The sequence below is a fragment of the Streptomyces sp. NPDC001914 genome (assembly GCF_042891215.1).
Lineage (GTDB): Bacteria > Actinomycetota > Actinomycetes > Streptomycetales > Streptomycetaceae > Streptomyces.
The window spans coordinates 630,716-647,146 of sequence record NZ_JBIASW010000001.1 but is presented as its reverse complement, the minus strand read 5'-3'; the positions used below and the strand labels follow the sequence as shown (position 1 = coordinate 647,146).

Sequence of the window (16,431 nt, the reverse complement as noted above, 5' to 3'; positions counted from 1 at the left end):
CGCCGTCGTCCGGCTACAGCGCGTCCGAGTCCGGCCGTGCCACGCAGAGCGCCCAGATGACGAATCCGTACAGGGCTATCAGCGTCAGAGACCAGACCGGGTAGTACGGGATGTCGAGGAAGTTGGCCACGATCAGCAGCGCGGCGATGCCGATGCCGATCACCCGGGCCCAGGTGGCCGCCGTGAACAGGCCGAGGCTCACGATCACGGCGAGTGCGCCGAGTGCCAGATGGATCCAGCCCCAGCTCGTCAGGTCGAACTTGAAGACGTAGTTCTGCGTGGTGACGAAGACGTCGTCCTCGGCGATGGCCATGACGCCCCGCAGGATGTCCAGGACGCCGGAGACGAACAGCATCACCGAGGCGAAGATCATCAGACCGCTCGCGGCCGTCAGTGTGCCTTTGGAGCGGGTGTGATGCTGGGTGGTTGCCATGGCGAGACCTCCGTTGCACGGGCTGCGACCGCAGCCACTCACCACGAGCCTGCGGCACCCGGGCCCCACCGGCCTCACCCCCTGAGGGTGACGGTGAACGGACATCCGCCCCCGAGAGGCTGCCGCGGCCCGGCCGCCACGCCCGGGAGCGGCCGCCACCGGGTGCGGCGGGCGGCCCGCGATCACGCGTGCCGCCCCGGCCTCCGTCAGTGCGTCCTGCGGACGTAGTCCTCGCTGCCGGGTGTCGAGACCAGCACGTCCCGGCGCACGATGCTCAGCCGGTCGCCGAAGGCCGCGCGGGCCTTGCGCAGCCCGCTGTCGGTGTACTCGATCACCACCACCCGGTCGTGGAAGGCCTTCGCGTACGTGCCGCACTCGTCGTACTCGCCGCACTCCTCGGCCACCGCGAAGTCGAGCCCGGCACGCGACCGGACTCCCGCGAGTTCGGCGGTGTTCTTCTGCCCGATCGCCAGATGCCGGGCGTGCGCGTGCCGCGAGAGCAGGCGGATGAAGGCCGTCGCGTCGTTCGCGGTCAGGAGCTCGTGCGAGCGGGTGTAGCTGTCGTAGTTGTCGGGCTCGACCGCGTCGAACCCCTTGTCGGCGCAGTCGTCGATCCACCGGCCGACCCGCTCGGCCACCCGCCGCCGCTTGTCCGGCGTCCGGATGTCCAGCAGCGCCTCGTTCCAGTCCTTGTCCACCACGACCTCGCCGTCCGCGTCGCGCAGCAGCAGGTCGGCGGGCCACTGTCCGCGTTCCTCGGGCTGGGCCTGGAAGGCGTTGACGTAGCAGATGTTGTACAGGCCGCGGGCCGGTGAGGACGAGCGGTCGCGGCTGACGACGCGGACGTCGGCGGCCGGGGGGTAGGCGCCGCCGATCTGGTAGTCGAACCCCGCGTGGAGCGGGGGGAGTCGCACGGAGGTCGCCGTCCGGCCGGGGCGGGGCGCCGGCCCGGACGAGGCGCTCGTGTCGTTGCCCGTGTCGCAGCCCGCGAGTGTCAGGAGGACGGCCAGGGTCGTGGCCGAGGCCCGGACTCCGGTACGGAGAACACGTGTGACGGGAGGCATGTCCGCTCCACGAATCGCGAGTACGTCCCCGCCTCGGACGCCGCGAGCGGTCCTGGCGACTTTGGCCGGACTTGGAGCTGGTCCGTCACCGGCTGGGCGCACCTCTGGGTGCCGGGTCGCGCCACGGCACCCAGAGATCAAATCGTGCGGGCCCCGCTTCGTCAAATGCCCGCCCGGGCCGGGGCCGCCGCCGCTACGCTGTTCCGCCCGCGGCAGGCGGCACCGCACCACGGGGCGCCCGGGGGCCGGCGTCCCCGGGGACGGTGCCGGTCCGGCGTCCTCAGGGGCGCGGGTGGTGCGGATGATCCGGATGGTGCGGCGGATGCGGGGGCGGGGGCGGCAACGTCGTGACGTCCGGCGCCGGTTCGGGCCACACCAGCAGCACGGGGCAGGGGGCGTGGTCGACGACGAAGCGTCCGGCCGGTCCCAGGCTGTGCGGGCCGAGCCGGCTGCGGTCGCCGTCGCGGGCCAGGACGAGCAGATCGGCGCCCTCCGCCGCCGCGACGACCTCCCGCTCCACCCGGCCCGTGCGCTCCAGGCGGGTCGCCGGGCCGTCGAGCCGCCGGGCCGCCGCGTCCAGGAGCTCGGCCGCGGAGGCCGTGCCCAGGGTCTCCAGGAGGTCGCCGGGGTCGGGCTCGGAGCGCCCGCGTCCGAGGAGCCCGGCGAAGGCGCCGTGCGCGAGACCGGGCACGGCGGTGTCCGTGACGTGCAGCAGCACCACGTCCGTCGCCCCGGGGGCGTGCGTCCGTACGGCGTCCACGCACGCGGGCCAGGTTCCCTCGGCCAGCCAGACGACCACCCGCATGTCCATCAGCCTCCGATGACCTGGAGCGAGAGCCACAGCGCCAGCACGGCCGGCACCAGCGCCGCGGGTACGGCGATCAGGCCCAGCCGGGTGAACTCCTTGAGATCGACGCCGTGTTCGTGCTGATGCACGATACGCCGCCACAGCAGCGTCGCGAGGGAACCCGCGTACGTCAGATTGGGTCCGATGTTGACGCCGAGCAGGACGGCCAGCACCGCGCCCGCGCCCGAGTCGGCGGCCAGCGGCAGCAGCACGAGGACCGCGGGCAGGTTGTTGATCAGGTTGGCCAGGACGGCGGCGATCGCGGCGATGCCGAGCAGGGCCGCCGCCGAGTCGCCGTCCGGGAGGAGACCGTCGAGGGCGTCGGCCAGACCGTTGTCGACGACCGCGCGGACGACGATGCCGAGCGCGAGGACGAAGGCGAGGAAGGAGGGCGCCGCCGCGCGCACCACGGTGAGCGGGGTGGTGCGGCGGCGCAGGAGAGCCCGGCCGGCCAGCACGAGGGCCCCCGCGGCGGCGGACCAGGCCGGGTCGATGCCCACGGCCGAGGCGAGGACGAAACCGGCCAGGGTGCAGCCCACGGTGATCAGGGCGAACAGCGGCAGCGCCGGCGCCTCCTCCGCACGCGGAGCGGCCGCGCCCGCCGCGATGTCACCGGCGAAGAAGCGCCGGAAGACCACGTACTCGGCGCCGATCGCGACCAGCCAGGGCAGCACCATCAGCGCGGCGAACCGCGTGAAGCTCAGACCGCTGGCGGTGAACGCGAGGAGGTTGGTGAGGTTGGAGACCGGCAGCAGCAGCGAGGCGGTGTTCGACAGGTGGGTGCACGCGTACACGTGCGGCTTCGGGCGCGCCCCCATCCGCGCCGCCGTCGCGAAGACGACCGGGGTGAGCAGCACGATGGTGGCGTCCAGGCTGAGCACCGCAGTGATCGCCGAGGCGAGCGCGAACACCGCGGTCAGCAGCCGGCCCGGCTGCCCCGCCGCCCAGCCGGCCATCCACGCGCCGCACGCCTGGAAGAGTCCTTCGTCGTCGCAGTACTTGGCCAGGACGAGGACCGCCGCCAGGAAGCCGATCACCGGACCCAGATGCGCCGCCTCCGCGCGGGCGTGGTCCCAGGAGATCGCGCCGGTGGCCAGGACCAGCCCGGCGGCCGGAACCGCCACGACCGCCTCCGGCCAGTTGAACGGCCGGACGACCGCGCACACCAGGACGGCCGCGAGCAGGACGACGGACAGGGACTCGGCGAACGGGCTCGCGAGAGCGGCGGCCAGGGGGGTGCCGGCCGCGCCGGGGACGCCGTGGACGAGCGGGCTGTTCAGGATGGTGTTCCTCCGGGCGGTGATGGCGGCGCCCTCCATCACATCAGACGGGGCGGCGGGGGCCCGTGAAGGCCCTCCCCTCGCGTCGCCGCCCCGTCCGGTCTTCCGCTCAGCACGGGGCGGCGACGACTGATGGCCGAACGGTTCCCCGGACAACGCTCACGCGTCGTCGAACCGGTCTCCGAGCGGCGCCCGCTTGTCGTCGGCCGGTGCCTGAGTGGCACTCACCCGTCCTCGGCGGGTCCCCGAGGGGCGTTCACCCGTCGTCGGCCGGTCCCCGAGCGGCGCTCATTCCTCGCCGAGGAGGGACAGCTCCGCCCAGATGGTCTTGCCCTCCGGGGTGTGCCGGCTGCCCCAGCGCTGGGTGAGCTGGGCGACGAGCAGCAGCCCGCGCCCGCCCTCGTCGAACGTCTTCGCCCGGCGCAGGTGCGGCGCGGTGTGACTGCTGTCCGAGACCTCGCAGATCAGGATCTCGGTGTCGTGGATGAGCCGCAGCCTGATGGGCGGTTCGCCGTAGCGGATGGCGTTGGTGACCAGTTCGCTCACGACCAGTTCGGCCGTGAAGGTGGCCACGGTCAGACCCCAGCGCTCCAGTTGGTCGGCGACCTGCTTGCGGATCGGCGCGACGAGGGCGGGGTCGGCGGGGATGTCCCAGGTCGCCACGTTGGACGGGGCGAGGCCCTGCGTACGGGCGAGCAGCAACGCCACGTCGTCCGGCGCGCCGCCCGCGGGAAGCAGCGCCCGGAGGATCGCGTGGGCCGCCGCCTCAAGATCCCGGGACGACTCCTGGAGGGCGCGGCAGAACAGCCTCAGGCCCGCCTCGACGTCCCGGTCGCGGCTCTCCAGCAGGCCGTCGGTGTACAGCGCGAGCACCGTGCCCTCGGCCAGGTCGAGTTCGGCCGACTCGAAGGGCAGCCCGCCCAGGCCCAGCGCCGGACCGGGCGGCACGTCGATCTGCCGGGCCGGTCCGTCCGGCGGCAGGACGACGGGCGGCGGATGGCCCGCGCTGGCGAGCGTGCAGCGCCGGGAGACCGGGTCGTACACCGCGTAGACGCAGGTGGCGCCCACCTCCCCGGTGGTCCCCTCGGCCCCGGCCTCGACGGACAGCCGTACGACGAGGTCGTCGAGGTGGGTGAGCAGTTCGTCCGGCGCCAGATCGATGTCGGCGAGGGTGCGGACGGCGGTGCGCAGCCGGCCCATGGTCGCCGAGGCCTGGATGCCGTTGCCGATGACATCGCCGACGACCATGGCGACGCGCATCCCGGACAGCGGGATCACGTCGAACCAGTCGCCGCCGACCCCGGCACGCGCCGCGGGCAGATAGCGCGACGCCGCCTCCAGGGCCGCCGTCCGGGGGAGGGACTGGGGGAGGAGGCTGCGCTGAAGGGCCAGCGCGGTCTGCCGCTCGCGCGAGAAGCGGCGGGCGTTGTCGATGCAGACGGCGGCCCGGGCGGTGACTTCCTCGGCGAGCAGCACGTCGTCGGTGGTGAAGGGGTCGGGCCGCCGGAACCGGCTGAGGACGACCACCCCGAGGGTTCTGCCGCGGGCCCGGACGGGCACCGACATCGTGGCGTGGACGCCGTACTCCCGTACGTGTCTGCCGCGCGGTCCGTCCCAGCTCAGCCACTCCGCCAGCGTGCCGTCCGCGTTCGGCGCGACGAGGGGCCGGCCGGCGATCAGCGAGTCGGCCTGCGGCGAGGACACGGGATAGATGTCGGCGTCGCCGGGTTCGAGGACCGCCTCCGGGTTTCCCGCGTTCACCGAGCGGTGGGCGGCGCGGCGGAGCGTGACCGGGGTGGCCGGGGGCCCGACCTCGTACTCCTCGCCGTCCTCCGGGGGGTCGAGCAGGTCGACGCTGACGAAGTCGGCGAGGGCCGGGACGCAGACGTCGGCCAGCTCCTGGGCCGTCCGGGTGACGTCGAGGGTGGTGCCGATGCGCACGCTCGCCTCGTTGACCAGCTGGAGCCGTTCGCGGGCGCGGTGCTCCCCGGTGAAGTCGTGCGCGGCGACACACGCGCCGATCACGCGGCCGTGGGTGTCGGTGAGCGGGGCGATCCGCGCGAGCCAGTGGTGCGCCCGGACCTCGCCGCCGCCGCGCGCGTACGTCTCCACGGAGCGCGCCCGGCCGGACGCGAGGACCTCGGTCATCTCCCGCTCGACCAGTTCGCCGTTCTGCCGGGAGCCGATCTCGGAGGGGCGCAGGCCCCGGATGCGGTCCTCCGGGAGGCCGATCACCTCGGACATCGCGTCGTTCAGGCCGTACAGCCGCAGCTGCTCGTCGTAGACGGCCATGGCGCAGGGTGCCTGCGCGAGGACGGCGCGGACCAGCGGGTCCTGAAGGGCGCGGGGCTCGCGGCCCTCCAGCGGGGTGAGCACGAGCCAGTCCCCGTCCCGCTCCAGGCGGTGGGCGAGCAGCCACACGGACAGGACCCGGCCGTCGCGGTGGCGCAGGGCGAGCACCCCGAACCGGCGGTCGCCGCCGGACCCCGCGAGCGAGCCGGGGGTTCCGGGGGCCAGGAGATCGGCCGCCGGGCGGCCCTCGACCTCCTCCGCGGTGTGGCCGAGGAGCCGGCGGGCGCCCTCGCTCCAGTGGATCAGGGTGCCGTTCCCGTCGATGACCGCCCGTGCGGTGGCGGTCTCGTCGAGAGGGTGGACCGGGCTCATCGTCGCCACTTTCCCTTGTACGCACACTCACAGTGAACAAGCGCGTCGTCCGGGCTCCAGAGTAGTGGCTGGGCGTCTCGCGCACCCTCGAACGCGGAGAGCCGGGACAGTCGTGCGGGCGGGACGGCTCACGCGTGGACGCGTCGGCCGGGGAGTTCCGTGCGCGGGAAGCGTGCGTGAGAACCCGGTGTCCGCGCACGGTTCGCCCGGAACGCGGGGGAGGGGGAAAGCCTTTTCGGCCAGGCCGGGCCGCCGATCGCTTTTGACGCGATTTCAATAAGGCTGAACTCGCTCGTGCGCCTTGTTGACGGAGAGCGTGTTGTGCGAGGGTGAGCCTCCCGCGCTTGGTCAAGGGCCGGGTCTGAATCGCTGTTCGCCATTCCCGGCTGTCGACGGGCCCAAGAGGCCCCCTGAGCGACGGTCGCCGCACGGCCTTCGTCCCCGGCCGTTCTCCCGGCGCTCCGTCAAAAGGTCCACACCAATCGGGATTCCTTTTCGACGGGCAAGCACGTCCTGTGTGCCCCTTGCACCTCGGAAGGAACCCGCTCCCGTGCGCACCCCCCACCCGCCGCTGCCCGACCGTCCGCCGGGCGGATACTTCGGCGAGCCCGACGAGGAACTCGCCGCTGTGCTGAGGGGCGGTTCGGAGGCCGACACCGCCCGTCCCGTCGCCCTGCTGACGGCCAGGCACTGGCGTCCGGCGTACGACTACGCGGTGATCTGCCTCGCCACTTCGTCACGGGTCGCCTCCTTGGTGACCGATGCCTCCTTCCATCACGTCCTGGACCGCATCGGCGAGGGCGAGCAGGCTTTCGCGCTGCGGCCCGAACTCCTCGTGACGGTACGGGACACCGTCCGGACCTGGGCCGCGGACGACCGGATATGCGAGGCCCTGCCGGCCTTGCGCAAACCCGCGGGGGGCCGCGGAATGCGCGCGGCGAAGTCCATGACGGGCGAGAACCGCAAACTCGCCGAACACGCTTTCCTCGGTCTTCCGGGCATGGCCCGGTGCCTGTTGTGGCACACCGAGGTGGAGGCGGAGTCGCTGTCCGTCCCGGCCGGTCTTCTCGGCCTGGAGGAGCCCATCGCGGTCGCCGCCTGGGAACAGGCCCGTGAGCAATTCCGCCAGGCATGTCTGCGGGCCCATCTGGAATTCGCCCCGACCAGGGAATGCCGATTCCACAACCGGCTCCTCGACGCGCCGATCCGGCGCGGCGACGCCCTGCTGCCGGAGGTGCGCCAGCATCTGTCGGAGTGCTCCTACTGCCGCCACGCGGCGGCACAACTCAGCCATTTCGAGGGTGGGCTGGGAGTCCTGATCGCCGAGTCCGTGCTCGGCTGGGGCGCCCGCCGCTACTACGACTCCCGCCGGTCGCGCGGACGGCAGGGGCTGCTGCGGCAAAGCGTCTCCCCGTTCCGGGGCAGGCGGAAGCGAAGCGGTGAGAGCGCCGGCAAGGACGGACGTCTCCCGGACGAGGGACGCCCGTCGAGCCGTGGACGGACCGGAGAGGCCGCGGGCGCCGGGGACGACGCACGCGCGGAGAACGGCGAGCCCCAGGTGGGCCGCGGCCGCTCCGCCGGGCGCGGTGGCCCCCGAGCCGAGGGGCGCTCGGGCAGGGTCGGAGGCCTCGGGACCGAGGACCACGACGGCCTGGGCGGACGTTTCGGGAGCGACGCGCCGTCGGGCGGGGCCGGAGGCTTCGGGAGCGACGGGCGTTCGGGCGTGGGCCGAGGCCCGGGAGCCGACGGGCGCTCGGGGCGGGGTGGACGTCCGGGAGCCGAGGGGGGCTCCGGCGCGGGCGGGGATCACGGAGCCCGCGTGGGGTCCGAAGCGGGTGTGCGTGCCGGAGTGGGCGTGGGGTCCGAAGCCGGTGTGCGTGCCGGAGCCGGCGTGGGGTCCGAAGCCGGTGTGCGTGCCGGAGCCGGCGTGGGGTCCGAAGCCGGTGTGCGTGCCGGAGCCGGCGTGGGGTCCGGAGCGGGTGTGCGTTCCGTGGGCGGTGGGCGAGCCGGTGGGCGGCGGCGGGCTCAGCCCCTGTTCGCCTCGACCGGGCGCCGGGCCGCCAGGCCTTCGGAGGGGTCACAGCAGGCCCTGGTCACCGGGGCCGGACTGTCGGCGGCCCTGGTGGCGACCGTCCTCGCGGTCAGTCTGTGGCCGAACGAGGAGGGCGGCGCCGAATCCGCCGCCGCGAGCAGCAGCCGGACGCTGTCGCCGACCCAGGGGTCACAGGTCCCGCCCGTGATGTCGACACCGTCCACGGCGGCCGGAGTCGCCGCGAAGGGCGAGCGGACCCGGCTGCGCAACGTGGACGCCGACCTGTGCCTCGACGTACGGGACGCGAGGGCCGTGGAGGGCGCCGAGGCCACGCTGGACGTGTGCTCGTCCGCCTGGACCCAGCAGTGGGTGTACGAGAGGGAGGGCCTGCTGCGCAGCGTCGCGGGGCCCGAACTCTGCCTCGACGCGCGGGCCGACGACGGTGTCCTCCTCCTCGGCCGCTGTGCCGTCGAGGACGAGCAGCGGCGCGAGGACCTGCGCTACGACCTCACCGACGAGGGCGAGCTGCTGTCCCGCGGGCGCGACGGGCTGGCCGTCGCGCCCGTGTCCACGGACCCCGGCGCCGACATCGTGGTCAAGGTCCGCGACTACTCCGACATCCAGCGCTGGCGGACCGAACGCCCCTAGGGCGGAGACACCCCAGGGGCGTTCGGTCACGAGACGACGTCCTGGGGCGGCTTGCCCGCGATGAAGTCCGCGGCGTTCTGGACCGCGGCCAGGGCGATCCGTACGAGCGTCTCGCGGGTGACACCGGCGACGTGCGGGGAGAGCACGACGTTCGGTGCCTTGAGCAACCGCAGGGCCGGGGTGGGCGGTTCGGGGTCGAAGACCTTCGACCTCTAGAAGACACTGCTACTTCGGAGCATGCTGTCTGCCACGCTCCGGAAGGAGAAGCCGTGCTGCCGATCCCGCAACGGCCCTGCCTGTACACCCGCCTGTCCTATGCCCCCGACGGCTCCCTGGAGAAGGTCGAGAACCAGGAAGCGGACGGGCGGACCACCGGAGCCCGCCTCGGCTGGCCGGAGTTCTGCTGCGTCTACGTCGACAACTCCCGTTCGGCCTGGCAGCGCAACCGCAAGCGCCCCGACTGGGACCGCATGCTGCTCACCCTCGACCGTGACAGCGGCCGCCTCAACCCGGCCGACCCGAAAGCGTCCCACCACCACGACGGCATCATGACCTACCACGGCGACCGGCTCATCCGGCAGCCGTACGACCTCGAGCTGCTGCTCAACATCGCAGACACCCGGCGCATCCCGCTCGCATCCGTCAGCGGCGTCCGCGACCTGTCCAGCCCCGACGACCGCTTCATCCTGCGCATCGAGGCCGCACAGGCCTGCCGCGAGGTCGACAACCTGTCCCGCCGGCGCAAGCGCGGCTACAAGGCCGACGTCGAGTTGCGCGGCAAGGGCCAGCAGGGCGGCTCCCGCCCGTACGGCTGGGGCGTCCCGACCGGCAGGATGAAGCTGCGCAGCGACCCCGAGACCGGCGAGCAGGTCCTGGTCCCGATCCTGGACTACAACCAGATCGTGCCGGAGGAAACCGAGCACCTGAAGGAAGCGGTCACGAAGCTCCTGGCGGGCCTGTCGATGCGCGGCGTCATGGCGTACATGAACTCCGTCTCCACCACGACCCTGGGCGGTCAGTGGTCATCCCGCACACTGTGGGCGCTGCTGACGTCGCCTCGCCTCGCCGGGATGATCGAGCTCGACGGCATTCTGCACAAGGCCGTGTGGGAGCCGGTGATCTCCAACGAGCAGCGCGAGGCACTGATCGCTCTACACGAGCGGCGGCGGGCCGAGACCCCGAATCCCGGAGCCGGGCGACGGCACCTCCTGTCGGGGCGTGACGTGCTGAAGTGCAACCGGTGCCGCGGTACGCACTGGGGGCGGAAGCCGACGACTCAGAAGGGGCGCCCGCGGCGGGCCAACTACTACTGCCACGAGTGCCGGCTGAGCCGCAGTGACGTCTACCTGGACGCCTACGTTTCGGGTCGGGTCCTTCGGCTGCTCAACTCGCAGCGGTTCCTGACGGAGCTCCAGGCGGCGGCTTCCAACGGCGCGCCCGAGGTGGCCGCGGAGATCAGTGCGCTGGAGGAGCGCAAGAGGCAGACGAAGCAGCAGCTCCAGGACCTCGCCGATCACCCCGATGTCGACCCGGCGCTGGCGGCTCTGGCCCTCGCCTCGTTCGACCGGAAGATCGCGGAGCTGCGGAACAAGCTGGCCTTGAGCTCACGGCAGCGACTGCTGACACGCATGGCTGGGATCAGCCGCGAAGCGTGGGAGGCCGAGCTGATCGACGTCCGTCATGAAGTGATTGCGGCGCTCTTCACGGTCGAGGTGTTCGCGACGGCCCGGCGTGGCCCCGGGTTCGATCCGGACAGCGTGGTGCTGCACCGGAAGTCCCTCAGGGCCACACCGGATGGGTCACAGTCCGAGACAGAGCCCCAGCAGCGGCCTGACGGTGGCGCAGACGTTCAGGGCGGGTGAGTCCGTTGCCGTCGGACGCGGTGACGGCAGCGGAGCGGGAGCGGTGTGAGTGGGCGGCGGTGTGGATGCTCCGCTGGTGCCGGGCGGGCTCGCCGAGGTGTGGCGGGGTGTCGGCTTGGCGGAGGCGACAGTCTGGGGGCTCGGCTCGACGACGGTGGCAACCTTCAGGCCGATGTCGGTAGTCGAGTCCCAGCGGACAGGTGTGGCCGGGTCCGTCGGTACGTCGGTCGGTGCCGGGTCCGACGGATCGGGAGTGTCCGTCGGCGAGCGGCCGGACCGTTTACCGGCATGGGTGACGACGTCGGGCCCCCCGTCGGGCGGTCCTTCGAACCCTGAGCCGGGGACGGTCACCAGTGCGGCGACGACGGCCGCGCTGGCGATGACGGCGGTGCCGGCGGCGACGGCCAGGTGCCGCTGGTTGCGGCGCTGGGTCAGGAAGCCGCTGACGTTCTGGCCGAGGTACAGAGACAGGTGGCCCTTGCGGCGCACCGGAGCATCTATGGGCGTGGCCGGTTGTGCATCCTCCACTTCGTGCAAGTTGGTCTCCGCGACCCAGGTCATCCCGATGTCACGAAGGATCCGTTCACAGTCGCGCTCGACGCGTAGCTGGGCAAGCTGCCGACTGAGTCGCCTCAGTCGCCGGAAGAGCAGCGCGAGCAGGAGTGCGCCGAGTGCACCCGCGAGAATGATCATGTGATCCTCCCCTACGAGCAGCACACGGTTGGCTGAAATGTGTGGTGCAGGAGTAGAGCGTGCGTCAACTTTGGACAACTTATGACGCGTGTAAAAGGATCGTGACCTGTCCGTTATGTAGTTCTGGCCAACGCTTCGCTAGGCGCTACGACCTGGGGCTTTGCTGTTCGACGGGTCGTCGGTGGATCCGTTTCCGTCGTCCTGGGCCTCGATCTGCTCCGCCAGCGTGCGCAGCAGGAGCGCCTTCTCGCGGGCACTGCGCGGGCGCTCGTCGAGAGCGTTCAGGATGACCTTCTGCTGCCACTCTTCGAGCTGGGCGAGCGGCTCGGCCGTCTCCTGTATGGGGGCCGGCGGGGGAACCTTGCTCTGCTCCATCTCGCGCAGGATCTCGACTGCCTTGTCACGGCCCGTGTCGGCCAGGCGGTCCGCGCTGATGCCGAGGGTGAACGCCATCTGAGCCAGCGTCACGTCCGGTGCGATCACAGGGGTGCCCGAGTCGCCACGCCAGCCGCGTTCGATCTGGCGCCAGCGGCTGCCGGAGAAGCGGGTCTCCATGCGGGCCGCCGCGGTCTCCGGGCTCAGCCCGGACGCTTCCCGTACGAGGCGGATGAGCGTCGCCTCCGGCGGTGGGGGTGTCGCCGGTGCTGCCATGGCCGTCGTCCCTGCTCCCGAGGTTATTGGACTTTCTTGAACTGTATCGAACCGAGTTGCCTCCCTGCCTAGGGCTCCCCACACAACCTCCACACCTGGAACGGCTCCGTCGGGACGGCTCGTTGTCGTGTCAAAGAAAGTCAGATCAAGTAGCTCGTACAGGCTTGTACTGTCCGAGGTTGTGTCGTACTGTCTCAGCCATGAGAACGCCACTGGACCCAACGCGCTTGAAGCGCCGGAGGATCGAGCGGGGGCTGAGTCAGACCGCGCTCGCTCATCAGGCCGGGGTCAGCAAGCAGTTGGTCTGCATGGTTGAGAAGGGCACCGCGAACTTCTCGCCGGCGAACCTCTCGAAGATCACCGATGTCCTGGGGTGCGACGTCGACGACCTCGTCCCGGTCAACGAAGCCCGCACCCGTGTTCACCAGCTCATGAGCCTCGTCACGGAAGGCGACGTCACCTTCGGCCCCGGGAGCCTCGGCAAGATGGCCGAACTCCTCGGCTGCGAGGTGGCCGACCTCTCGCCCGAGGACCTGAAGGCGATCGCCGAAGCGCTGGACTGCGAAGTCGCGGACCTGCTCCCGGCGGACGACGCCGCAGAACTCACCGGAAGGCCGGCCTGATGGCGGGCCGCGTGTGCCACACCGCGGACGAGGCCTTCGAGGCCGGATGGAACGAGCCCTGCTCTCACGGCGACGACCCCGGCGAGTGCCCCGCGTGCCGCCTGACCGACGCCGAGATCAGCCGCTTCGTGGTCCTGCTCGGCGGGCTCGCCAAACCGGTCAACACCGGGCGGCTCGCCGCCTGATGACCCACCTGCTCAACGTCGTCTGCGACTGGATCTGCAAGGCCTGCAACCACCGCAATCCGCCGCTGCGGATGAGCTGCCGTCGCTGCCGCACAGACCGGCCACTCGGCTCCTGAACAACGAAGAGGGCCCGCCGTGCACCCGGCGGACCCTCCGGCCCACCACCCATCACCTTGAGAGGAAGAGGTGGACCCGATGCAATCCAGCATCGCACAAGCCACCGCCGCCACCACGGTCCTCGGCCGCGAGATGCGCGACCGCACCCCGGCGGAAGCGGAGCGCGACGACCTCCGGGACCTGCTCACGGTCATCCGAGACGCCCTCGACCTCCCCGCCGACCACCGGCGCGAAGCGCTCCTCAGCGCCCGGGTCATGCTCATCTCCGGCACCTTGCGCGACGTCCTCGACGGATCCCCGCTCATGGGCATCTCGTGGGAGACCGACTTGCTCCGTCGCCTGATCGAAGAGGCGGGCGGCCCCCATGCGTGAGCCCATGAGCGACGCCGAACTCGCGGAGGCACAGCGGCGCATCATGCGCCTGCCGAAGGGCCCCTGGCCCGTCGAGCCGAACGAGTACGGCCTGCCCGACCAGGTCGGCCCGATCGCATTTCTGCAGACCTGGAACACCGACGAGCAGCTGCCCGTCGTCGAGTTCATCGGATGGGCCCGCGACGCCGTACCTGCCTTCATCGGCGAGGTCTCCCGCCAACGCGACCTGATCCGCCGCCTGGAGGGCCAGTTGAAGGCCGCGCGCCGCGAGGAAGCGGGGGCGAGCCGTGGCTGACCACCTCGCATTCCCGTGGGCACTCGACCTGAGCGCCGATCAGCTAGGCGAGTTCATCAACGACCTCTGGGGCGCGGCCGCAGCCGAGGACGACCTCGAAGCACTCACGGCCGTCGAGAAGGTCATCGCCCAGTACAGTCCGGCCGGGGCGCAGGCGTCGGGCCCTCTGTCCGAGCGTGATCTCGCAGTCCTCACCGGACTTGCCTACGGGGCGACGTACGCGGCGCTCGGAGAACGTCTGGGCATCGCCGCGACCACGATCGAGAGCATCGTCCTGGCAGTCTGCCGCCAGCTCGAAGTCCAGTGCTTGTCCGACGCCCTTGAGTTCGCGGGGCGTCGCGGCTGGATCCCGGAACTGCCTGTCCCGGCGTCCATCGGGCGCCGAGTCGGCCGGGGATACAACGCGTGGCGTCGCAACCTCCGCGATCGAGTCGCCGAGATGCGCGCTGCCCCCGGCGAGGCCGTTCCACTCGGCCCCTACAGCTCGTACAGCGGCGCCTGGAACGCGGCCCGGCGCATCACCAAGGGGCTGTGGCCTGAGGTGCAGCCCGCCGGTGCCTTCTCCGCGCAGGTGGTCGTCAGCGAGCCCAACCAGTGGGTCGTCGAGACCCGCTACATCGGCGACCCCACCAGTACGAAGGAGCAGCCGTGATCAAGTACGCCGTCATCTCGGCCGCAGGCGACCTCACCCACCACGAAGGCGAGATCGACTGGGATGCCGTCATCGGCGACGAGGGCAAGGCCCGCGTCGGACTGCGGCGGGACATCAAGGCGAGCGGCTGGGTCAACGACGTCGGCCTCCGCTTCCCGGAGCGCTTCCCGCGCAACGCGGTCGGAGCGTGCGTCCTGGCCAGCTTCGGCGCGGCCATCCGGCCGTACGCCGGCCCCGTCGTCTTCACCGGCTGGGACCCCCGGAACACAGCGCTCGGCCTTATCGAGATCTGCTCGCTGCCCGATCCTGTCGACGTCCTCGACTCGATCCACGGCGACGTCCTCAAGGCCCTCGCCGGACAGACCCCGCGCGACCTCTCCCCGAGCTGGGCGGAGTCGATGCGCGAGATCGCCGAGCACGCCCGCACCGCGCCCTCCCCGACCCTCACCATCCGGTCGGTGACGGTGCGATGAAGACCACCCGCCCGGCGTCAAAGCCGACCGCCGCCTGCGCTCCCACCGCAGGTGCAGCGGAAGCCAAGGCAGGGGAGGGGCCGCGCCGTTCCGCCCCGGTGAACCTGCCTGCGCCGGGCGGGATCCCGACCACTCGCCCGGAGTCAAAGTCCCCGGCCGCCTTCCTCAGGCACCCCGGCGGTACGGAATCCAAGGTCGCCGAGGAGCTGCCCCCTACTGGCGCTCCCGAGACGCGGCCTGCTCCGGGCGAGTCCCAGACCACCCGTACGGCGTCAACGTCACCCGCACCGGCCTCTAGAAAGCCGGTGTCGGGAGCGAAGGCGGGAGAGGGCCTGACCGAACTCACAGGCCTGAAGACCCCGCCTGCGCCGTACGGGTCCCAGACCGCTCGCCCGGAGTCAACGTCACCCGTCGGCGGCATGAGCAGCGCCGCATCGGGATCCAAGGACGGAGAGGACCACAGTGTGAAGCAGGTACCCGTGACCCCGCCTGCTCCGGGCGAGCTCCACTTCCCCACCGCTCGACTCCTGCTGCCGGCAGGGGCACACCAGGACGACTGGCACGCAGCCCGCCGCACTGGAATCGGCGGCTCCGACGTACCCGCCATCCTCGGCATGAGCAGCCACCGTGGCCCCCTGCACGTCTGGCAGGAGAAGGTCGGCCTCCACGTAGAGACGGCGGACGCCCGCCTGGAACGCGCGGCCCGGCGCGGCCACCGACTCGAAGGCCTGACCGCCGAGTTCTTCTCCGAGGAATCCGGCCTGCTCGTCCTCGACGCGCCCGGAACCCTCCAGCACGTCGAGCACGCGCACTGGCTGGCCAACCCCGACCGGCTCACCCTGCGCCCCGACGACGAGCAGGCAGCCGACCCGGGCATCTTGGAGTGCAAGTCCCGCACCTGGCGCTCCGCCAACGCCGAACACTGGCACGGCGACGAAGCACCGGACGCCCCGGCCGTGCAAGCGCACTGGTACCTCACCGTCACCGGATACCGGCAGGCCCACCTCGCCGGCCTCATCGACGACGACCTCGTCTGGTTCCGCCTGGAGCGCGATGACGAGCTCTGCCAGATGCTCGCGGACGCCGTCGACCGGTTCTGGTTCGACCACGTCCTGACCGGCATCCCGCCGAAGGTCGACGGCTCCCGGGCCGCCGCCGAACTCCTCGCCCGCATGTGGGAGGCCGACGAAGAGACCGCGGTCGAGGTCGACCCGGTCGAGGCGCTGTTCCTGAACCAGCGGCGCCGCGAGCTGAAGGACCAGGCCGCGCGTCTGGACGACGACCTGACCGCCGTCGAGAACCGGATGAAGCAGCTCGCCGGGACGGCAGAGATCGCCACCGTCGGCGGCAAGCCCGTCTTCACCTGGAAGGCCAACGGCCAGTTCGCGCACAAGCGGTTCCGCGCTGCCGAACCCGAACTCGCCGCCGCCTACACCCACATGGTCCCGGCCGTCGACACCGACCGCCTCGCCGCCGACCACTCAGAGACCTACCGCAAGTACCGGGCGCGCGTCCTGCGCACGCCCTCGGAGGGATGACC

General features: G+C 71.8%; 16 protein-coding genes and 1 pseudogene. 9 read left to right on the top strand and 8 right to left on the bottom strand.

What is annotated here, in order from left to right; genetic code table 11:
* Positions 1 to 13 precede the first annotated feature (13 nt).
* From ACFYYF_RS03180 to ACFYYF_RS03160, 5 genes are all read right to left on the bottom strand, one after another.
* On the bottom strand, positions 14 to 433 hold the full coding sequence (locus ACFYYF_RS03180) for a hypothetical protein (RefSeq protein WP_361675349.1): 420 nt from the start codon (positions 431 to 433) through the stop codon (positions 14 to 16).
* Positions 434 to 639: 206 nt separating this feature from the next.
* Positions 640 to 1,497 (bottom strand): endo alpha-1,4 polygalactosaminidase, encoded by an 858-nt coding sequence (locus tag ACFYYF_RS03175; RefSeq protein ID WP_388770827.1) that lies wholly within the window; start codon positions 1,495 to 1,497, stop codon positions 640 to 642.
* 280 nt (positions 1,498 to 1,777) lie between these two features.
* Entirely contained in the window at positions 1,778 to 2,302 is a 525-nt protein-coding gene (locus ACFYYF_RS03170) for a universal stress protein (RefSeq protein ID WP_361676248.1), read from the bottom strand.
* Between the two features lie 5 nt (positions 2,303 to 2,307).
* Complete coding sequence (locus tag ACFYYF_RS03165) at positions 2,308 to 3,663, bottom strand: arsenic transporter (protein WP_388770825.1); 1,356 nt, start codon at positions 3,661 to 3,663, stop codon at positions 2,308 to 2,310.
* A 249-nt stretch (positions 3,664 to 3,912) separates the two neighbouring features.
* Positions 3,913 to 6,288 carry a SpoIIE family protein phosphatase gene (locus tag ACFYYF_RS03160; RefSeq protein WP_388770823.1) on the bottom strand — a complete coding sequence of 792 codons (2,376 nt, stop codon included), beginning with the start codon at positions 6,286 to 6,288 and terminating at the stop codon, positions 3,913 to 3,915.
* Positions 6,289 to 6,838: 550 nt separating this feature from the next.
* Between ACFYYF_RS03160 and ACFYYF_RS03155 the strand changes: the two genes are divergently transcribed.
* Positions 6,839 to 8,968, top strand: coding sequence for an RICIN domain-containing protein (locus tag ACFYYF_RS03155; RefSeq protein WP_388770820.1), 2,130 nt, complete (start codon positions 6,839 to 6,841; stop codon positions 8,966 to 8,968).
* Between the two features lie 26 nt (positions 8,969 to 8,994).
* Here the strand turns inward: ACFYYF_RS03155 and ACFYYF_RS03150 are convergent.
* Positions 8,995 to 9,171, bottom strand: a pseudogene (locus tag ACFYYF_RS03150) (phosphoglycerate dehydrogenase); the annotation flags it as partial.
* A 66-nt stretch (positions 9,172 to 9,237) separates the two neighbouring features.
* Between ACFYYF_RS03150 and ACFYYF_RS03145 the strand changes: the two are divergent.
* On the top strand, positions 9,238 to 10,830 hold the full coding sequence (locus tag ACFYYF_RS03145; RefSeq protein ID WP_388770817.1) for a recombinase family protein: 1,593 nt from the start codon (positions 9,238 to 9,240) through the stop codon (positions 10,828 to 10,830).
* Here the strand turns inward: ACFYYF_RS03145 and ACFYYF_RS03140 are convergent.
* Both ACFYYF_RS03140 and ACFYYF_RS03135 read right to left on the bottom strand, forming a co-directional pair.
* Positions 10,768 to 11,523, bottom strand: a complete 756-nt coding sequence (locus ACFYYF_RS03140; protein ID WP_388770815.1) for a hypothetical protein — start codon at positions 11,521 to 11,523, stop codon at positions 10,768 to 10,770. The two genes, ACFYYF_RS03145 and ACFYYF_RS03140, sit on opposite strands and share 63 nt — an antisense overlap.
* Before the next feature lie 138 nt (positions 11,524 to 11,661).
* A complete protein-coding gene (locus ACFYYF_RS03135) occupies positions 11,662 to 12,174 on the bottom strand; it encodes a hypothetical protein (protein ID WP_388770812.1) in 513 nt (170 codons plus the stop codon).
* A 200-nt stretch (positions 12,175 to 12,374) separates the two neighbouring features.
* On the opposite strand from ACFYYF_RS03135, the gene ACFYYF_RS03130 reads away from it, so the two are divergent.
* The 7 genes from ACFYYF_RS03130 (at position 12,375) to ACFYYF_RS03100 (ending at position 16,429) form a co-directional block, all read left to right on the top strand.
* A complete protein-coding gene (locus tag ACFYYF_RS03130; protein ID WP_388770811.1) occupies positions 12,375 to 12,797 on the top strand; it encodes a helix-turn-helix transcriptional regulator in 423 nt (140 codons plus the stop codon).
* Complete coding sequence (locus ACFYYF_RS03125) at positions 12,797 to 12,982, top strand: hypothetical protein (protein WP_388770809.1); 186 nt, start codon at positions 12,797 to 12,799, stop codon at positions 12,980 to 12,982. The genes ACFYYF_RS03130 and ACFYYF_RS03125 overlap by 1 nt, the downstream gene beginning before the upstream one ends.
* Positions 12,983 to 13,177: 195 nt before the next feature.
* The gene (locus ACFYYF_RS03120; protein ID WP_388770806.1) at positions 13,178 to 13,471 is read left to right on the top strand and encodes a hypothetical protein; all 294 of its coding nucleotides are present in this window, start codon (positions 13,178 to 13,180) and stop codon (positions 13,469 to 13,471) included.
* Positions 13,464 to 13,766, top strand: a complete 303-nt coding sequence (locus tag ACFYYF_RS03115; protein ID WP_388770803.1) for a hypothetical protein — start codon at positions 13,464 to 13,466, stop codon at positions 13,764 to 13,766. The genes ACFYYF_RS03120 and ACFYYF_RS03115 overlap by 8 nt, the downstream gene beginning before the upstream one ends.
* Positions 13,759 to 14,418, top strand: a complete 660-nt coding sequence (locus ACFYYF_RS03110; protein ID WP_388770800.1) for a hypothetical protein — start codon at positions 13,759 to 13,761, stop codon at positions 14,416 to 14,418. The genes ACFYYF_RS03115 and ACFYYF_RS03110 overlap by 8 nt, the downstream gene beginning before the upstream one ends.
* Complete coding sequence (locus tag ACFYYF_RS03105) at positions 14,415 to 14,891, top strand: hypothetical protein (RefSeq protein WP_388770798.1); 477 nt, start codon at positions 14,415 to 14,417, stop codon at positions 14,889 to 14,891. The genes ACFYYF_RS03110 and ACFYYF_RS03105 overlap by 4 nt, the downstream gene beginning before the upstream one ends.
* Before the next feature lie 464 nt (positions 14,892 to 15,355).
* Positions 15,356 to 16,429, top strand: coding sequence for a YqaJ viral recombinase family protein (locus tag ACFYYF_RS03100; protein WP_388770797.1), 1,074 nt, complete (start codon positions 15,356 to 15,358; stop codon positions 16,427 to 16,429).
* Positions 16,430 to 16,431: the final 2 nt, after the last annotated feature.